The organism is Stenotrophomonas muris, assembly GCF_052751275.1.
Genome location: NZ_CP199879.1, coordinates 1,420,195 through 1,435,407, shown reverse-complemented (window position 1 = coordinate 1,435,407; position 15,213 = coordinate 1,420,195). Strand labels below are relative to the sequence as shown.

Annotated in this window: 9 protein-coding genes; 2 read left to right on the top strand and 7 right to left on the bottom strand. The window is 67.8% G+C overall.

Translation table 11 applies throughout. The annotated features are described in order from the left end of the window. Positions 1-53 precede the first annotated feature (53 nt). Positions 54-1,760, top strand: a complete 1,707-nt coding sequence (locus tag ACUVWL_RS06455; RefSeq protein WP_445978945.1) for a PTS fructose transporter subunit IIC — start codon at positions 54-56, stop codon at positions 1,758-1,760. A gap of 13 nt (positions 1,761-1,773) precedes the next feature. Then, entirely contained in the window at positions 1,774-3,027 is a 1,254-nt protein-coding gene (locus ACUVWL_RS06450; protein WP_142234746.1) for a carbohydrate porin, read from the top strand. Positions 3,028-3,139: 112 nt separating this feature from the next. Here the strand turns inward: ACUVWL_RS06450 and ACUVWL_RS06445 are convergent, their stop codons facing one another. Genes ACUVWL_RS06445 through ACUVWL_RS06415 form a run of 7 tightly spaced genes read right to left on the bottom strand, consistent with a single transcriptional unit; the run spans position 3,140 to position 15,170 of the window. Further along, positions 3,140-3,985: an aldose epimerase family protein gene (locus ACUVWL_RS06445; RefSeq protein ID WP_445978944.1), complete on the bottom strand. Its 846-nt coding sequence runs from the start codon at positions 3,983-3,985 to the stop codon at positions 3,140-3,142. Then, entirely contained in the window at positions 3,975-5,012 is a 1,038-nt protein-coding gene (locus ACUVWL_RS06440) for a glycoside hydrolase family 43 protein (RefSeq protein ID WP_053494329.1), read from the bottom strand. The genes ACUVWL_RS06445 and ACUVWL_RS06440 overlap by 11 nt, the downstream gene beginning before the upstream one ends. Before the next feature lie 16 nt (positions 5,013-5,028). Continuing rightward, entirely contained in the window at positions 5,029-6,513 is a 1,485-nt protein-coding gene (locus ACUVWL_RS06435; protein ID WP_049439691.1) for an MFS transporter, read from the bottom strand. Positions 6,514-6,572: 59 nt separating this feature from the next. Beyond that, positions 6,573-9,266: a glycoside hydrolase family 3 protein gene (locus tag ACUVWL_RS06430; protein WP_080355729.1), complete on the bottom strand. Its 2,694-nt coding sequence runs from the start codon at positions 9,264-9,266 to the stop codon at positions 6,573-6,575. After that, positions 9,263-10,957, bottom strand: coding sequence for a glycoside hydrolase family 43 protein (locus ACUVWL_RS06425; protein ID WP_445979158.1), 1,695 nt, complete (start codon positions 10,955-10,957; stop codon positions 9,263-9,265). The genes ACUVWL_RS06430 and ACUVWL_RS06425 overlap by 4 nt, the downstream gene beginning before the upstream one ends. Positions 10,958-11,010: 53 nt before the next feature. Next, positions 11,011-12,999, bottom strand: coding sequence for a sialate O-acetylesterase (locus tag ACUVWL_RS06420; protein WP_164076899.1), 1,989 nt, complete (start codon positions 12,997-12,999; stop codon positions 11,011-11,013). After that, the gene (locus ACUVWL_RS06415; RefSeq protein ID WP_445978943.1) at positions 12,996-15,170 is read right to left on the bottom strand and encodes an alpha-glucuronidase family glycosyl hydrolase; all 2,175 of its coding nucleotides are present in this window, start codon (positions 15,168-15,170) and stop codon (positions 12,996-12,998) included. Before ACUVWL_RS06415 ends, ACUVWL_RS06420 begins: the two co-directional genes overlap by 4 nt. Between the last annotated feature and the right edge of the window lie 43 nt (positions 15,171-15,213).

The window sequence follows — 15,213 nt, the reverse complement described above, 5'->3', positions numbered from 1 at the left end:
GCCACCGATGGCCCCTGCTGCAAGGACGAACCCGAAGAATTCCAGGAGTTGCCATGCAAGCTTCCACCGTAGTCATCGCCGCTGGCGAACGCAGCATCGAGGCCGTTCTTGCCGCCGAAGCGCTGCGCCGCGCCGCACGCCAGCAAAGGGTCGAATTGGCGATCGAAATCCACAGCGATCAGGGCGTGACCGGGGCACTGCCCGACGCGCAGGCTGCCGCCGCAACGCAGCTGCTGCTGGTGGGTGACGGCGAGGCGGACAGCGCCCGCTTCGGCAATGCCCAGATCGTGCGCGCCGGCCTCGGTGAAGTGCTGGACGACCCGCTCGCCGTGCTGGCGCAGCTCGCCGCAGCATCGGCACCCCCTTCCAGGGATGACGCGGGCAAGCGCATCGTCGCCGTCACCTCCTGCCCGACCGGCATCGCCCACACGTTCATGGCGGCCGAAGGCCTGCAGCAGGCGGCCAAGGCACTGGGCCACGCGATCCGGGTGGAAACCCAGGGCTCGGTCGGCGCGCAGGATGCGTTGAGCGACGGCGAAATCGCTGCCGCCGACCTGGTGCTGATCGCCGCCGACCGCGAAGTCGATCTGTCGCGCTTTGCTGGCAAACGCCTGTTCAAGAGCGGCACCAAGCCGGCGATCAATGACGGCCAGAACCTGATCCGCAAGGCGCTGGCCGAGGCTGGCGTGCAGACCGGCACGGTGGCTTCAGGTCGCACCACCGAGAAGGCCAGGGTCACCGGCCCCTACAAGCACCTGATGACCGGCGTGTCGTTCATGCTGCCGTTCGTCACTGCCGGCGGCCTGCTGATCGCACTGGCGTTCGCGCTCGGCGGCATCTATGCCTTCGACGATGCACACAAGGGCACGCTGGCCTGGTCGCTGTTCCAGATCGGCGCCAAGTCCGGCTTCATGCTGATGGTGCCGGCACTGGCCGGCTACATCGCCTACTCCATCGCCGATCGCCCGGGCATCGCCCCGGGCATGATCGGGGGATTGGTGGCAGTCAACATGGATGCGGGCTTCATCGGCGGCATCCTGGCCGGTTTCATCGCCGGCTACGGCGTGCATTGGATCAACCGTGCGCTGCGGCTGCCGCGCAGCCTGGAAGGCCTCAAGCCGGTGCTGATCCTGCCGGTGCTGGGCACGCTGCTGGTCGGCCTGTTGATGATGTATGTAATCGGTACGCCGGTGGCTGGGCTGCTGGCCTGGCTGACCGACTGGCTGCGCGGCATGCAAGGCAGCAGCGCGATCCTGCTTGGCCTGCTGCTGGGCGGCATGATGGCGGTGGACATGGGCGGACCCGTCAACAAGGCGTCCTACGCCTTCTCCACCGCATTGATTTCCAGCCAGGTCTACACGCCGATGGCGGCGACGATGATCGGCGGCATGACGCCGCCGCTGGGTATCGCACTGGCGACATGGCTGTTCAGTAGCCGCTTCACTGCCGAGGAGCGTGGCACGGCCGGTGCCGCTGGCGTGCTTGGCCTCAGTTTCGTGACCGAAGGCGCGATCCCCTTTGCCGCGCGTGATCCGCTGCGCACCATTCCGGCGCTGATCCTTGGTTCTGCCGTGGCCGGTGCGATCTCGATGGCCGCAGGCGTCGAACTGAAGGTGCCGCATGGCGGCGTGTTCGTGCTGCCGATCCCGAACGCAGTCACCCACCTTGGCATCTACCTGCTGGCACTCGTGGCCGGCGTGGCCGTCACTGCGGTCGCGCTGCGCGTGCTCAAGAAGCCGGTCACGGCTCCCACCCTGTAAAAGGAACCCGCCCATGACCTCCCCTTCCCGCCGCCTGCTGCCGACAGTGATCCTGCTGGCCCTGCCATCACTGGCCGCAGCCGCCGACGCGAGCGACGTCTTCGCTCCGAAGCTCGCCTACACCGGCGAAGCGGCCGCCACGCTCGACGGTGGCAAGCGCAGCGGCACGGCCTATGCCGGCCAGCTGATGTTCGGTGCCGACGTGGACCTGGACGCGGCGTTTGGCTGGCGAGGTGCGACGGTCAAGGCCTACGGCATCAACCGCCATGGCACCAATCTCGCCAACAGCAGTACAGGCAACAGCACCTCGGTGCAGGAAATCTACGGCGGCCAGGGCACGCGCCTGGCCAACCTGACCCTCGAACAGAAGCTGTTCAACGACCGGTTGGTGCTGGAAGCAGGGCGCAGCGTCGCCAACATCCACCACCTGGGTTCGGACCTGTGCCAGTACTTCCAGGGCAACTCGGCCTGTGGCAACCCGACCTACGTATTCCGCACCAGCAGTTTCACCTGGTGGCCGGTGTCGAGCTGGATGGCCGATGCCACGGCCTGGGTGACGCCCGATGTCTATGTCCGCGTCGGCGCCTACCAGGTTGATCCCAGCCAGGCCGAGGATGGCCAGCATGGCCTGAAGTGGAATACGAACCAGGCCACCGGCTGGATCGTGCCCTACACGATCGGCTGGCGCAGCCCTGCTTCGGCACGACTGAAAGCCCGCTACGAACTCGGTGGCTGGCAGGACAACTCGACCTATCGCGATCCCCTGCGCGATGCCAATGGCATTCCCGCGCTGCTCAGTGGCCAGGAGTACGCGACGCGTCACGGTCGCTCAGGCGCGTTCGCCCGCTTCGAGCAGCAACTCACCAGTGATGGTGCCGGCCGCGGCCTGACCCTTTTCGGTGCGGCGCTCAAGGGCACCTCCGGCCAGTTGATCGAGGATCATTTCCTGCAGGCCGGGCTGGTGCAGAAAGGCACGTTCGCCCGGCGGCCGCAGGACAGCATCGCTTTCGTCGTGACCCAGCAGAAGTACAGCAGCATCGCGCTGGAAGACCTGCGCCTCGCCCGCGCCGCAGCCGGTGGCAGCGGCACCCCGCACGGGAGCCAGGTGATGATGGAGCTGAGCTACGGCATCCAGCTCACCCCGCAGCTTCGTGTTGCACCGAACCTGCACTACATCGTGCACCCCGACCAGTTCAATGAGCCCGCACGCCAGCACGACCTGCCGGATGCGCTGATCGCGGGCATGCGGATCGACTGGAACCTGTAGGAAATGTCAGGTGGTCCTGGGGCGCGGCCCGTGTCAGGCACCGGGTCCCCGGCCGGTCCAGGCGGCGTACCGACCGCCCGCCATCCGGGTGATCGCCTGCCCTGGCCGGGTTTCAGGTGCTGTACGCAGCCCACGCCAGTTCGAACGTCAACGCGAGGCGCTGGCCGGGCTCCAGCCGGTGCGGTGCCAGGGTGTAGCCATCTGGCGGGCCGCTCTGCGGCTCGACACAGGTGGCGTGCGGCGTACCATCGTAGACCACCCAGTGGTCGTGGTCCGACCTCAGCCGCAGGTGCTGGCCTTCGCGTATCAGCGTGATGTCACCGTCGGCGATGAAGCAGTCATCCCAGGGGCCGGTGGTGGGCTCCACGCGGGGCAGCGTGGCAATACCTTCCCTGTCCCGCGGATACATCGAGCGAGGACTGAACAGCAGTCGTTCCGGCTTCCGGAACCAGGGGTGCCAGCCCAGCACCGCCGGCATCGCCTGCCCGCCGGCCTGGACCGAGAGGCCCATCCGCAGGCTGTGAGCCTGCAATTGCAGGTCCAGCACGGCAGCGCCACCGAAAGGCCAGTAGCCGTCGCGCGGCAGCTCCAGCGACAACCGGGCTGCCGCCGCGTCCAGGCGATCGATCCGCCAGGGTCGCGAGAAACCCACCCCATGGATGGCATGCCCGTCGAAGTTGAGCGGCAGCCGATGCGGCCTGCCGTCAAAACGGAACTGTCCACGGCGGATGCGCCCGGCCCACGGCACCATCGGGTAGCAGCCCCACGCGATCACCGCCGGGCCTGCCTGCTGCGCATCCACCAGCCATTCCACGCCCCGGTAGCGCAGGTGCGCCACGCGCCCGCCCGCCCCTGCGGCGAGCGCAACCTCCAGTTCGCCGCACCTCAGCCAGTGCAGCTCACCGGCTGGCAGCGGAGCCAGCGCATCATCCACCGGCAGCATGTGCTCAGGCCCCATATGGGTTGATCGTGCGGATGCCTCCGTCCGGCTCCATGTGCAGCGGCGTGCACTTGGCCGAGCGCAGGTGGGTGATGCCGCCGGACATCAGTGCATCGTGATAGAACAGGTACCACTGTCCTTCGAACTGGCAGATGGAGTGGTGGGTGGTCCAACCGACCACGGGGGTGAGGATCACGCCAGCATAGGTGAACGGTCCATACGGGCTGTCGCCGATGGCGTAGCACAGCTGGTGGGTGTTGCCAGTGGAGTACGACAGGTAGTAGCGACCCTGGTACCTGTGCAGCCACGGACCTTCGAAGAAGCGGCGCGCATGGTCGTCCGCGCGCAGCGGCTGGCCATGCTCATCCAGGATCTGCACTTCGCGGGTGGGTTCGGCCAGCTCGGTCATGCCGGCATCCAGGCGGCCCACGCGCGGGCCCAGCGCCGGTGCGCTGCCCTCGGGCTCCTCGTGGGCCTCGCTGTACTGGTTGTCACGATACTTCTGCAGCTGCCCGCCCCATATGCCGCCGAAGTACAGGTAGTGGCTGCCATCCTCGTCTTCGAACACGGCCGGGTCGATCGAGTACGCACCCTTGATCGGCTCCGGCTGGGGCACGAACGGGCCCTCCGGCCGCGCACCGATCGCCACGCCGATGCGGAACCGGCCCTCGGCATCCTTGGCCGGGAAGTAGAGGTAGTAGCGGCCATCACGGCAGGCGGCATCGGGGGCCCACATCTGTTTCCGGGCCCAGGGCACGTCGCGCACATGCAACGCCATGCCGCAATCGACGGCCGTGCCGTCGGGCGTATCCATCTTCAGCACATGATAATCCTGCATGCCGAAGTGGCCACCTTCGTCGTCGAATGGCTGGCCGCCGTCGATGTCGTGCGACGGATAGATGTACAGGCGCCCCTCGAACACATGCGCCGAAGGGTCGGCGGTATAGATGTGGGTCACCAGCGGTTGCGAAATGGCGTGCGCGGTGAGCTGCGCAAGACGGGCTTCGCTGGCCTGGCCGTCTTCGCCGGCAGAGAGGTCGATCATGGTCGTCATCTTGGAGTTACACGGAGGCGTCGGCGGAACGGCGACGCAGGTGGAGGTCCTGCTCGATGCGGGTTTCGGTGCGCTTGTCGATCCTGTAGAAGACCAGCAGCGCCACGGCGAGCAGGAAAGGAAGGGAGCAGTAGACGCTTACGGTCAGGCGGATGCCCTGCACCACGGCCTCAGGCTGCTGCGCCAGGCCGGCCTGGTAGCCGTAGTGGGCAAGGATCGCGGCGACCAGCGCGCCGCCCACGCTGAGGCCGATCTTCAGACCGCACAGCATCGCCGAGAAGATGATCGCGGTTGCCCGCCGATGGTTCTTCCACTCCGAGTAGTCCGCGACGTCGGCGATCATCGCCCACAGCAACGGGATGGTGATGCCGTAGCAGAAGCCATGCAGCATGAAGGCGCCGAACGCCACCGCCACCGCCGTGGGTGGAAACAGGTAGAAGGCAAGCAGGAACAGGGTCGAGACAAACAGGGCGCCACCGAAGACGTCGCGCTTGCCGAAGCGGTCCGCCAACCGTCGCGATGCGCCGATACCCAGGATCATGCAGAGGATGCCGCACGCGTTGAACAGGCTGAACGCCGAGGTGGCCGCGTCCTTCGGCCAGGTGAACGCCGCGAAGCCGGCGCTGGCCAGCGCAGCATTCAACGCGCTGACCAGGCCGTTGAACCCCGAGTTTTCAAGGAAGCCGGCCAGCGCCGCTTCACTCATGTAGTACTGGAAGTAATAGATGTAGGTACCGCCCTTCAATGCCAGGTTGATGAACACCAGCACGGTCAGGGCCAGCATCACCTGCCACGGGCGGTTGTGCAGCAGGTCCGACAGGTCCTGCACTATGCCGCCGGTCTGTTCGCGCGTCGGCACGATGCGTTCGCGGGTGGTGGCGAACGTGATCAGGAAGAACGCTGTGCCGATGATGGCGAATGCGGTCATGACCTGCTCGAAGCCGCGCACCCGGTCGCCGTCACCCAGGATCAGCACCAGCGGCATCAGCAGCACCTGGATGATGAACTGCGCGATCATCACGGCCACGAAGCGGTAGGCCGAAAGGCTGTTGCGCTGGGCCATGCTGCCGGTCAGCACGCCGCTCAGCGCCGAGTACGGCAGGTTGTTCGCTGCGTACACGCACACCAGCAGCGCGTAGGTGGCCAGTGCATAGATCACCTTTCCGCGCTCGCCCAGGTCCGGCGTGCTGAACGCCAGCAGGGACAGTACGCCAAAAGGAATGGCCGTCCACAGGATCCACGGCCGGAAGCGGCCCCAACGGGTGGTCGTCCGGTCAGCCGCGATGCCGATCAAGGGCGTGAACACGAACGCACCCAGCAGGCCCACCACGAAGATGATCGTGGCCGCGGTCGCAGCTGGCAGGCGGTAGACGTCGGTGTAGAAGAACGCCAGGTAGGTGATCAGGGTCTGGAAGATCAGGTTGGCGGCGAGATCGCCCAGGCTGTAGCCGAGCTTCTCGCGTACCGATAGCGCGTGTTCAGTGCTTGCCATGCAGCGGACGTCCTGGAAAAGGGATCTGGGCGGAGGGAAATCGATGCCGGCGAGAGCGATCAGTCATGCGCGGACACCACCGTGAACCTGCCCTGCGCGCGTGCATCGGCACTGGACGCCCCCACCCTGACCTCGTAGGCACCGGGCCGCACCTCATACGCGGCGCGCGCTTCGTCATAGTGGCGCAGGGCCTGCGCTGCCTCCAGGGTGAACGTCACCGTGCGGTGTTCGCCCGGGGCCAGATGGATCCGCTGGAAGCCACGCAGCTCCTGCACGGCATCGCCGCTGCCAGCGTGCTCGCGCCGCACGTACAGCTGCACCACTTCGTCACCGCTGCGCGTGCCTGCGTTGGTCACATCGACCGCAACGCCCAGGCGGCCATCGGCGCGGAGCCTGGCTGCATCGAGGCGGAGCGTTCCATAGTCGAACCGCGTATACGACAGGCCGTGACCGAACGGATAAAGTGGCGTGCCGCGGAAGTAGCGATAGGTGCGGCCCTCCATGGCGTAGTCGTCGAATGCCGGCAACGCTTCGCTGGCCTTGTAGAACGTCACTGGCAACCGGCCGGCGGGATTGATGTCGCCGAACAGCGCCTGGCCGACGGCGGTGCCGCCGCGCTGCCCGGGGTACCAGCTCATCAGGATCGCCGGCAGATGCGACTGCGCCCAGTCCACGGCAATGGCCGAGCCGCCGGTGAGCACCATCACCACCGGCTTGCCGGTAGCGTGCAGGGCCTCCAGCAGGGTGCGCTGCGGCGCGGGCAACCGCAGGTCGGTACGGTCGCCACCGGCAAAGCCTGGATAGTTGACCGTCATTTCCTCGCCTTCGACATCGCCGGTAAGGCCACCGACGAACACCACCACATCGGCTTCGCGTGCGGCATCGAGCGCTTCATCGAACGGCGCCTTGGCGCCGGGCATGCGCCAGCCCAGGCGCACGCCGGCATCGCGCTCGTCGTCGTAGTACTCCAGCGTCAGCGCGTAGGCACGCCCGGCCTGCAGCTCCAGTTCGATGCCCTCGGCATGCAGGCGATCTGTGTTCACCCAGTGATCGATCACGCGCTTCCCGTCCAGGTACAGGCGGTAGCCATCATCGCCGGCCACCTCCAGCCGGTAGCGGCCGGACACGGGTGGCAGCAGTTGGCCGCTCCAGCGGATGCTGAAGCGGTCGTTCGGGATCCCCTGCCCCGGTGCCGCTTCGCCGCGTGCCAGCAGGTTGTCGGTCGGCGAGCCGCGGTCCCAGCGGAAGCCGATCTGCGCGTCGGTACGCACCAGGGCCGGCGTACCGGACAGGTCGGGCGTGCGGAAGTACTCGCCACGCAGGCCACGCTCGGGCGAGTCCGCCGAAGGCCGCAGGAAGGTCGGCTCGATCAACGGCGTGGCACCGGGATCGTCGCGGCCCTCCACCAGGTCCACGCCGCGGGCATAGCGAACCTCGACGCCCTTGGCCGCCTCGCGTATGCCCTGCAGGATCGTGACCGGCGCGGCCGGTGTGCCGAAGTAGTTGCCGAGCAGCGCCATGGTGTCGTCGGCAGTGGGTCCGACCACGGCAATGCGCTTGATGTCGCGTGACAGCGGCAGGATGCCGTCGTTCTTCAGCAGCACCAGCGACGCCTGCGCGGCCTTGAGCGCCAGCGCATCATGGGCCGGGGCCTGGTTCACCGAGGCCGGAATGCGCGCCCAGCGCACCCGCTCCGGCGGGTCGAACATGCCCAGGCGCATCCGTGCGGTGAACAGACGGGTCACCGCATCGTCGATCTCCGCTTCGCTGATCAAACCCTGACGCACGGCCGACGGAAGCGTGGCGTACTCCTGGCCGCATTCCAGCTCGGTGCCATTCCTGACCGCCAGCGCCGCAGCGGCTTCGCGCGTGGTCACGATATGGTGGTGCTTCCAGATGTCGACGATGGCCCAGCAGTCCGAGACCACGTAGCCCTTGAAGCCCCAGTCGCGTCGCAGCACATCGCGCAGCAGGAAACGGCTGGCACTGGCGGACTCGCCGTACACGCGGTTGTAGGCGCCCATCACAGCATCGACGTCGCCCTCCTTGACCAGCGCCTCGAATGCCGGCAGGTAGGTGTCATACAGGTCGCGCCGGCTGGGCCGTGCATCGAAGTGATGGCGGTCGGCCTCCGGCCCGCTGTGCACGGCCAGATGCTTGGCGGTGGCGTCCAGCTTGCGGTAGACGGGGTCGTCGCCCTGCAGGCCACGTACGAAGGCCACGCCCATGCGCGCGGTGAGGTACGGGTCCTCGCCATAGGTTTCCTGTCCGCGGCCCCAGCGCGGGTCGCGGAAGACGTTGACGTTCGGCGACCAGAAGGTCAGCCCCTGGTAACGGCCGTGCGCGCCTTCGCGGAGGAACTGGTGGTGCTTTGCGCGGGCCTCATCGCTGATCGTCGTGGCCACCTGCCCCATCAACGGCACATCGAAGGTCGCGGCCAGGCCGATCGCCTGCGGAAAGACCGTGGCCTGCCCTGCCCGTGCCACGCCATGCAGTCCCTCATTCCACCAGTCGTAGGCGGGCACACCCAGGCGTTCGATTGCCGGCGCGGCGTTCTGCATCTGCGCGGCTTTCTCATCCAGCGTCATCTGCGCGACGAGTGAGGCAGCCCGTTGCTCGAAGCTGGCCGAAACGTCCAGCCAGGGCCGCGGCGCGGCTGCGGAGGCGGCCGCCGCGATGCAGGTCAGAACGAACACAGTGAGCCCGCGGCGCAACGTGCGGCGACGGGCGTTGGACGACAGCGACAGCCTCATTTGCTTCTCCCGGTGCGCTCATCGCGCGCGAAGGGACCCAGCAGTGCGCCTACGAAGCCGCCCGCCCGGTCCGTGCTCAGAACGGTGCCATCCACCTTGCCTGCAAGCAGTTGCCAGCCCTGCCCGTCGCCGGTATCGAACGAGAACGCGTAGTCGCCCTCGTTGCCGTCGATCTTCAGGCGCAACGCGTCCGGTGCCCGCACCTCGCGGGTCGCCACGATGCGCGTACTGCCACCGCCATCACGAACTTCCAGGAAGAGCGAAAGTCGCTCGTCCGGAAGGCTGCGAACGCCAAGGAAGTACCAGTACGCCTCGCTCTGGAACGCCGCCAGGCCGGCCGCCACGCCAGGCCCCGGCCGGCTCATCGCGGCGCTCGCCTCGAAGCGCAGGTGCTGCTGGCGTCGGCCAAGGAACGCGGGATTGCGCAGCGTGTCCAGATCCTCGGCAAGCGGGTGCACGGCCAGCATTCCCGGGCGCGTGGCCAGGTCGGCCCAGGCGTGCTTGGGCACCCGCACGCGCAGCCACTGGCGATCGAGCCTCGGTCCATCGAAGTTGTCGCGCTCGACGAAGTTGCCGGTCGAGCGGGCCTGGGATGCCTCGCCCTGCATCCACGACGGCGCCTTGACCACGTAGGGGATGGGCTGGTCGGCCGGCAGGATCCGTGGCCAGCCGTCCTGCCAGCGCACCGGCAGCAGATAGGTCTCGCGCCCGGTGTTGTAGTGCCGCGTCTGATAGTTGCGGCTGGCCAGGAACACCGCCCACCACGAACCGTCCGGGCCTTCGACCAGGTCGGCATGGCCGGCATTGGTGATCGGTAGCGGTCGGTCGTCGGGCAGCTCGCGCTGGGTCAGGATCGGATTGCCCGAGTAGGGGTCATACGGGCCCCACACGGTGCGGCTGCGCAGCACCACCTGGGAGTGCTGCGGCCCGGTGCCGCCTTCGGCATCGGACAGGTAATACCAGCCCTGGCGCTTGTAGATGTGGGGTCCTTCGATCCAGATCGGGTTCTTCGCCGGCTCCACGCCCGCGTCGACCAGCACCCGGCGCGGCCCGACCGGCTTGAAGGCAGCCAGATCGATCTGCTGCATCCAGATGGCGCGGTGCCCGTCGTAGCGCGGCGGGCCGGGCGGTGCATCGTTGTTGACCAGGTACACCTTGCCGTCGTCATCGAAGAACAGTGATGGATCGATGCCATCGATGCCGGGCAGCCAGTGCGGATCGGACCACGGACCGGCCGGGTCGCGCGCGGTGGCAATGAAGTTGCCGCCACTGTCGGTGGCCGTGGTCACCACGTAGAAGACCCCATCGTGGTATTCGATGGTGGGCGCGAAGATGCCGCGCGAGACGCTCAGTCCGTCGAAATCCAGCTGCGTGGCGCGGTCGATCACGTTGCCGATCTGCTTCCAGTGAACCAGGTCGGCACTCTCGAACACCGGAATGCCCGGGAAATAGGTGAAGCTGGAATTGACCAGGTAGAACCGGCCGTTCGCGCTCACGATGCTGGGATCGGCATGGAAGCCGGCCAGCACCGGATTGCGGTAGTGGCCGGCCGGCAGCGGCGTGTCGAAGGCCGCGTCGTGGCCGCGGTATTCGAACCAGTCGAAGTACACCGGCGGTGCGTCCGGCGGCGCGCTGGCCGGGCTGGTTGCGGCCGACAGCAGGAGTGCCGCCGCCAGCAGGTGGCGCGCCATCGACCTCAGGCCGGCCCTGTCGCGGACCGGAGGGGACTGCTTGGACAACGTCATCATCGTCGCGTCTCGGCTTCGGCAATGGGAAGTTCGAACGGGCCTGCCGGTGCCCCGCTGCGGTCGCGTAGCGTGCACACCGGGCCATCGGCCCAGCAATAGCGGACATGCGTTGCGTGCGTCGACAGCGGGCCGCGCAGCAGGATCCGGCGCCCATCCAGTTCGGCGTCGCCGTAGTCGCAGTGGCGGGTATCACCCCTGGTCCCGCACAGTTCAAAACCAATCGGACGCAGCGCGCCGGTCGCGGTGAGCACGCCTTCGACATCCTCGAACGCAATGGCCACGCCAGCGGGCGTCCGCACGGCCGTTACCGCTCGCGGACCCGACGGCGCCACGTCCTGCTTGCCGTACACCACGTGGCGCGCCACGCGCGCCAGGCGGCGCCCGAGCTCCTGCTTGTTCGGCGGATGGATGTCGTAGGCGTCGCCGATGTCGATGGCAATGGCGAGCCCGCTCCGCGCATCCTCGGCGGCGACGCGCCGCTGCGCCTCACGCACCTGCGCCCAACCGCTGGCGGCGGGCACCACCGGCGGCTGGCCGTAGCCGGCCAGCTGCACCAGCAGCAGTGGCGTGCGCGCACCGAACTGCCGCCGCCAGTCCTCGCGCAGCGCACGCAACCGCATCGCATACGCCGCACCATCGCTGGTGTTCGATTCACCTTGATACCAGAGCATGCCGCGCAGCCCGAAGCCCCCGAGCGGTGCGATCATCCCGTTGTACAGCGTCGACAGCCCGGTGGCGGCCTGCCATGGCGCGAAAGGCGGCGCCTGCTGGCCCGCCGCCACCCGGTATTTCCAGAGGCCCTGCAGTGCCACGCGCTCGCCGTTGTCGAACTGCAGGCCGTATGCCGTTGAGGGGCCGGCCAGGCCGCCTTCGCCGTAGGTGTCCAGCACGTTGACCGCAATGCTGTTGGATCCCGCCTTCAACAGGCCACTCGGCAACGGATAGCGCCTCTGGCCGGCGCCGTACTGGCTGCCGACGGCGACCCCGTTCACCCAGGTCACGTCCACCTCGTCGGCCGATGCCAGCTCCAGGGTCGCGCCGCGTGCAGCCTGTTCAGCGCTCAGCACCACCTGCGTGCGATACCAGACCATGCCGTTGTAATCGGCAAGCGCGGGCTCGTTCCACCGCTCCCATGCGCCCAGTGTGGCCGGTGCGTGCGACCATGCGCGGTCATCGGTATCCGCGCGCCAAGGTGCGTCGCCCGGCAGCGCCCCTTCGCGCGTCTCCCACCAGTGCTGCCAGTGGCGGCCCCAGGCTGCGCGTGCCTCCAGCGGATCACGGGCAGAGCGCGCGAGAATATCGAGGGCCTCGTCCATGCCACCTTGCCCGCGCAGGGCATCGGTACTGGTCCAGGCCTCGATCCGCGAGCCGCCCCACGCTGCCTGGATCAGCCCCATCGGTACGGCAACCGTGCGCTGCAGTTCGCGGGCGAAATAGAAGCAGGCTGCAGAGAAACCGCGCACCGAATCGGGCGTTGCCCGCGTCCATCCAGGGTCACCCTTGAAGCTCTCCTGCGCCTGCACGGCCGCGTCCTTCGGCACGCTGAACAGCCGGATCCGTGGCAGCGTGGCCGAGGCGATCTCGCTGGCTGCGTTGAGCGAGCGCCAGACCGGCAGCTCCATGTTCGACTGCCCCGCGCACAACCAGACGTCGCCGACCAGAAGATCCCGCGCCGTCTCACGCCGGGTCCCGGCGGTTGCCTCGAGGGTGTACGGGCCGCCTGCGGCGATGGCGGGGAACATGGCCTGCCAGCGGCCTGCCCTATCGGCCTGTGTGGCCACCGCCTGGCCCGCGAAGGTGGCCGATACCGCCTGCCCAGGGCTTGCCTGGCCCCAGACGGTGATCGGCCGGTCGCGCTGCAGGACCGCATGGTCCTGGAACAGCGGGTGCAGCAAACCCGTCGTTTCGCCGGCCGCCACCGGTGCGGCAAGCCACGCCAGCACCATCAACGCCGCCGCGCGCGCGGACCATCCGAACCGGTTCATCGCCCATCTCCGGGTGCGAAGGGAAACTGCAACGCCTGGTAGTACGACAACGGCTGTGGCGGTGGCCGTTCTCCCGCCGGCAGCGGTCGGCCGCTGACTGACTGGAAGTACGCCACACTGGCATCGCGCCACCACTGCGCTTCCTCGCGCTGGATCTGCAGGAACGCCGCCACCTGCTGGTGCCGCTGCGGATCGATCCGGTCACGCAGGCCCGCCCAGGTCGCCTGCATCGACTGCACCTGGCGCACACCCCGCGAATAGCGCCCGACCAGTTCGTCCCACAGCGTCCTGCCCGAGCGCATGCGGCGGTCCCACGGCACGTGATGGAACCACAGCAGCAGCGACTCGGGCACCCGCGCCGGATCGCCATAAACCCCGGCAACCGGCGGGAAGTACTGCCCCACGGCGTTGCTTCCGCTTGCGCTGCGGTCAAAGCCGATGCCGTTGCGGTCTGCACGGTGGTAGTAGACCGACGTCCAGTCCGCACGCGGGCCGCCGTCCACCCAGGGGCCGGGACCGTAGTGATGGCCGCGTGCCATGAGGTGATGCAACCCAAGCGGCGTCATGTAGTCCACTGCCGCCTCGCGCGAGTCCATCATCATCCGCACGATCGGGCCGGTCACCTGCGGGTCGGGCGAGAAGGTCAGCGCGGCCCAGTCCTCGGCAATGCCGCGCGCGGACTGCTGCGGATTCCATGCCAGTCGCCCGAACGCGTACCAGTTGGCCTGGTCGAAATGCGAGCCGCTCCAGGTGCGGTCTACGCCAATGTTCGCAACGCCGGCGATGCCGGTCAGTGCATGACCTTCCAACGAGCCGTCGATCACGCGGGCGACCGTGGAGCCCTCGCCACGTGCATGGGTGTCGGCCTGCAGCACTTCTTCGTAAAGCGTTCCCAGGTACACCAGGTGCGTCGCAAAACCCAGGTACTCCTTGGTGATCTGCAGTTCCATCATCAGCGGCGTGCGTGGCATGGCGCCGAACAGCGGATGGAACGGCTCGCGCGGCTGGAAGTCGATGGGACCGTTCTTCACCTGCACGATCACGTTGGGGCGGAAGGCACCGTCCAGCCCGACAAACTCGCTGTACGCCTGCTTGGCGCGATCTTCGGGAACCTGGTGCGAGTACACGAAGGCGCGCCACATCACTACGCCGTTGTAGGGCGCCAGTGCCTCGGCCAGCAGGTTGGCGCCGTCGGCATGGGAACGACCGTAATCCTGCGGGCCGGGTTGCCCCTCCGAGTTCGCCTTGACCAGGAAACCGCCGAAATCCGGAATGCGCGCATGGATCTCATCGACCTTGTCGCGCCACCAGCGCCGCACAGCCGGATCCAGCGGATCAGCCGTTGCCAGGCCGCCAAGCTCGATGGGCGCACTGAAGCGCGCGCTCAGGTAGACCCGGATGCCATAGGGCCGGAACAGGTCGGCCAGCGCGGCGGCCTTGGCCAGATAGGCCGGCGACAGGCTCAGCGCACTGGCATTGACGTTGTTGAGGACGGTGCCGTTGATGCCGAGCGAGGCGTTGGCACGGGCGTAGTCGGTGTAACGCGGGTCACGCCACTGCGGCAACGTCTGCCAGTCCCACAGCGAGCTGCCCGCATAGCCACGCTCGACGTAACGATCCAGGTTGTCCCAATGGTTGAGCACACGCAGTGCGACCTGCGGCGACTCACGCACATCCAGCGCCTGCAGCGGGGTGCCACGCTGCAGCAGGCGTAGCAGATGGAACATGCCATACAGCACGCCGACATCCTGGCGTGCCGCCACAAGCAGCACATCGCGCCCCTCGATCCGGACCCGCCGGATCAGGAACCCCTCGTTGCCCAACGTGGCGATCTCGTTGCCGTACGCGGCGACGAGTGTCGAAGATTGCGGCGTGCCCAGCACCAGGGCACGCTCGGTACTGATTGCCGTTCGCATTGGCGGCGCCGCTCCCAGCAATCCAGGGAGGCTGCGCGCAAGCTCGTCGCGGGTGGCGCGCTGCATCGGCGTGCGATCCGGGGCCACCACTTCGGCCAGTTGCCGCCGGTAATCGGCAGCGACCGTTGCGGCAACCGGCTGGTAGCGCATCCACAGCGCATAGCCATCCTCCGCCCGTGCCCCGCCAACACAGGCCAGCAGCACGAGCAGGGCCCACAGCTGCGTGCCGACAGCGCGCAACAACGGCGTTAACATGCGCCTTTGTAGACTACGTCCGGGCCCGGGGCAGCGCATCATC

Bases quoted from the DNA above. Each gene is read 5' to 3' on its own strand.
- ACUVWL_RS06420 (WP_164076899.1), bottom strand. From the start codon at position 12,999: ATGAACCGGTTCGGATGGTCCGCGCGCGCGGCGGCGTTGATGGTGCTG.
- ACUVWL_RS06455 (WP_445978945.1), top strand. From the start codon at position 54: ATGCAAGCTTCCACCGTAGTCATCGCCGCTGGCGAACGCAGCATCGAG.
- ACUVWL_RS06425 (WP_445979158.1), bottom strand. From the start codon at position 10,957: ATGGCGCGCCACCTGCTGGCGGCGGCACTCCTGCTGTCGGCCGCAACC.
- ACUVWL_RS06440 (WP_053494329.1), bottom strand. From the start codon at position 5,012: ATGATCGACCTCTCTGCCGGCGAAGACGGCCAGGCCAGCGAAGCCCGT.
- ACUVWL_RS06430 (WP_080355729.1), bottom strand. From the start codon at position 9,266: ATGAGGCTGTCGCTGTCGTCCAACGCCCGTCGCCGCACGTTGCGCCGC.
- ACUVWL_RS06445 (WP_445978944.1), bottom strand. From the start codon at position 3,985: ATGGGGCCTGAGCACATGCTGCCGGTGGATGATGCGCTGGCTCCGCTG.
- ACUVWL_RS06435 (WP_049439691.1), bottom strand. From the start codon at position 6,513: ATGGCAAGCACTGAACACGCGCTATCGGTACGCGAGAAGCTCGGCTAC.
- ACUVWL_RS06450 (WP_142234746.1), top strand. From the start codon at position 1,774: ATGACCTCCCCTTCCCGCCGCCTGCTGCCGACAGTGATCCTGCTGGCC.
- ACUVWL_RS06415 (WP_445978943.1), bottom strand. From the start codon at position 15,170: ATGTTAACGCCGTTGTTGCGCGCTGTCGGCACGCAGCTGTGGGCCCTG.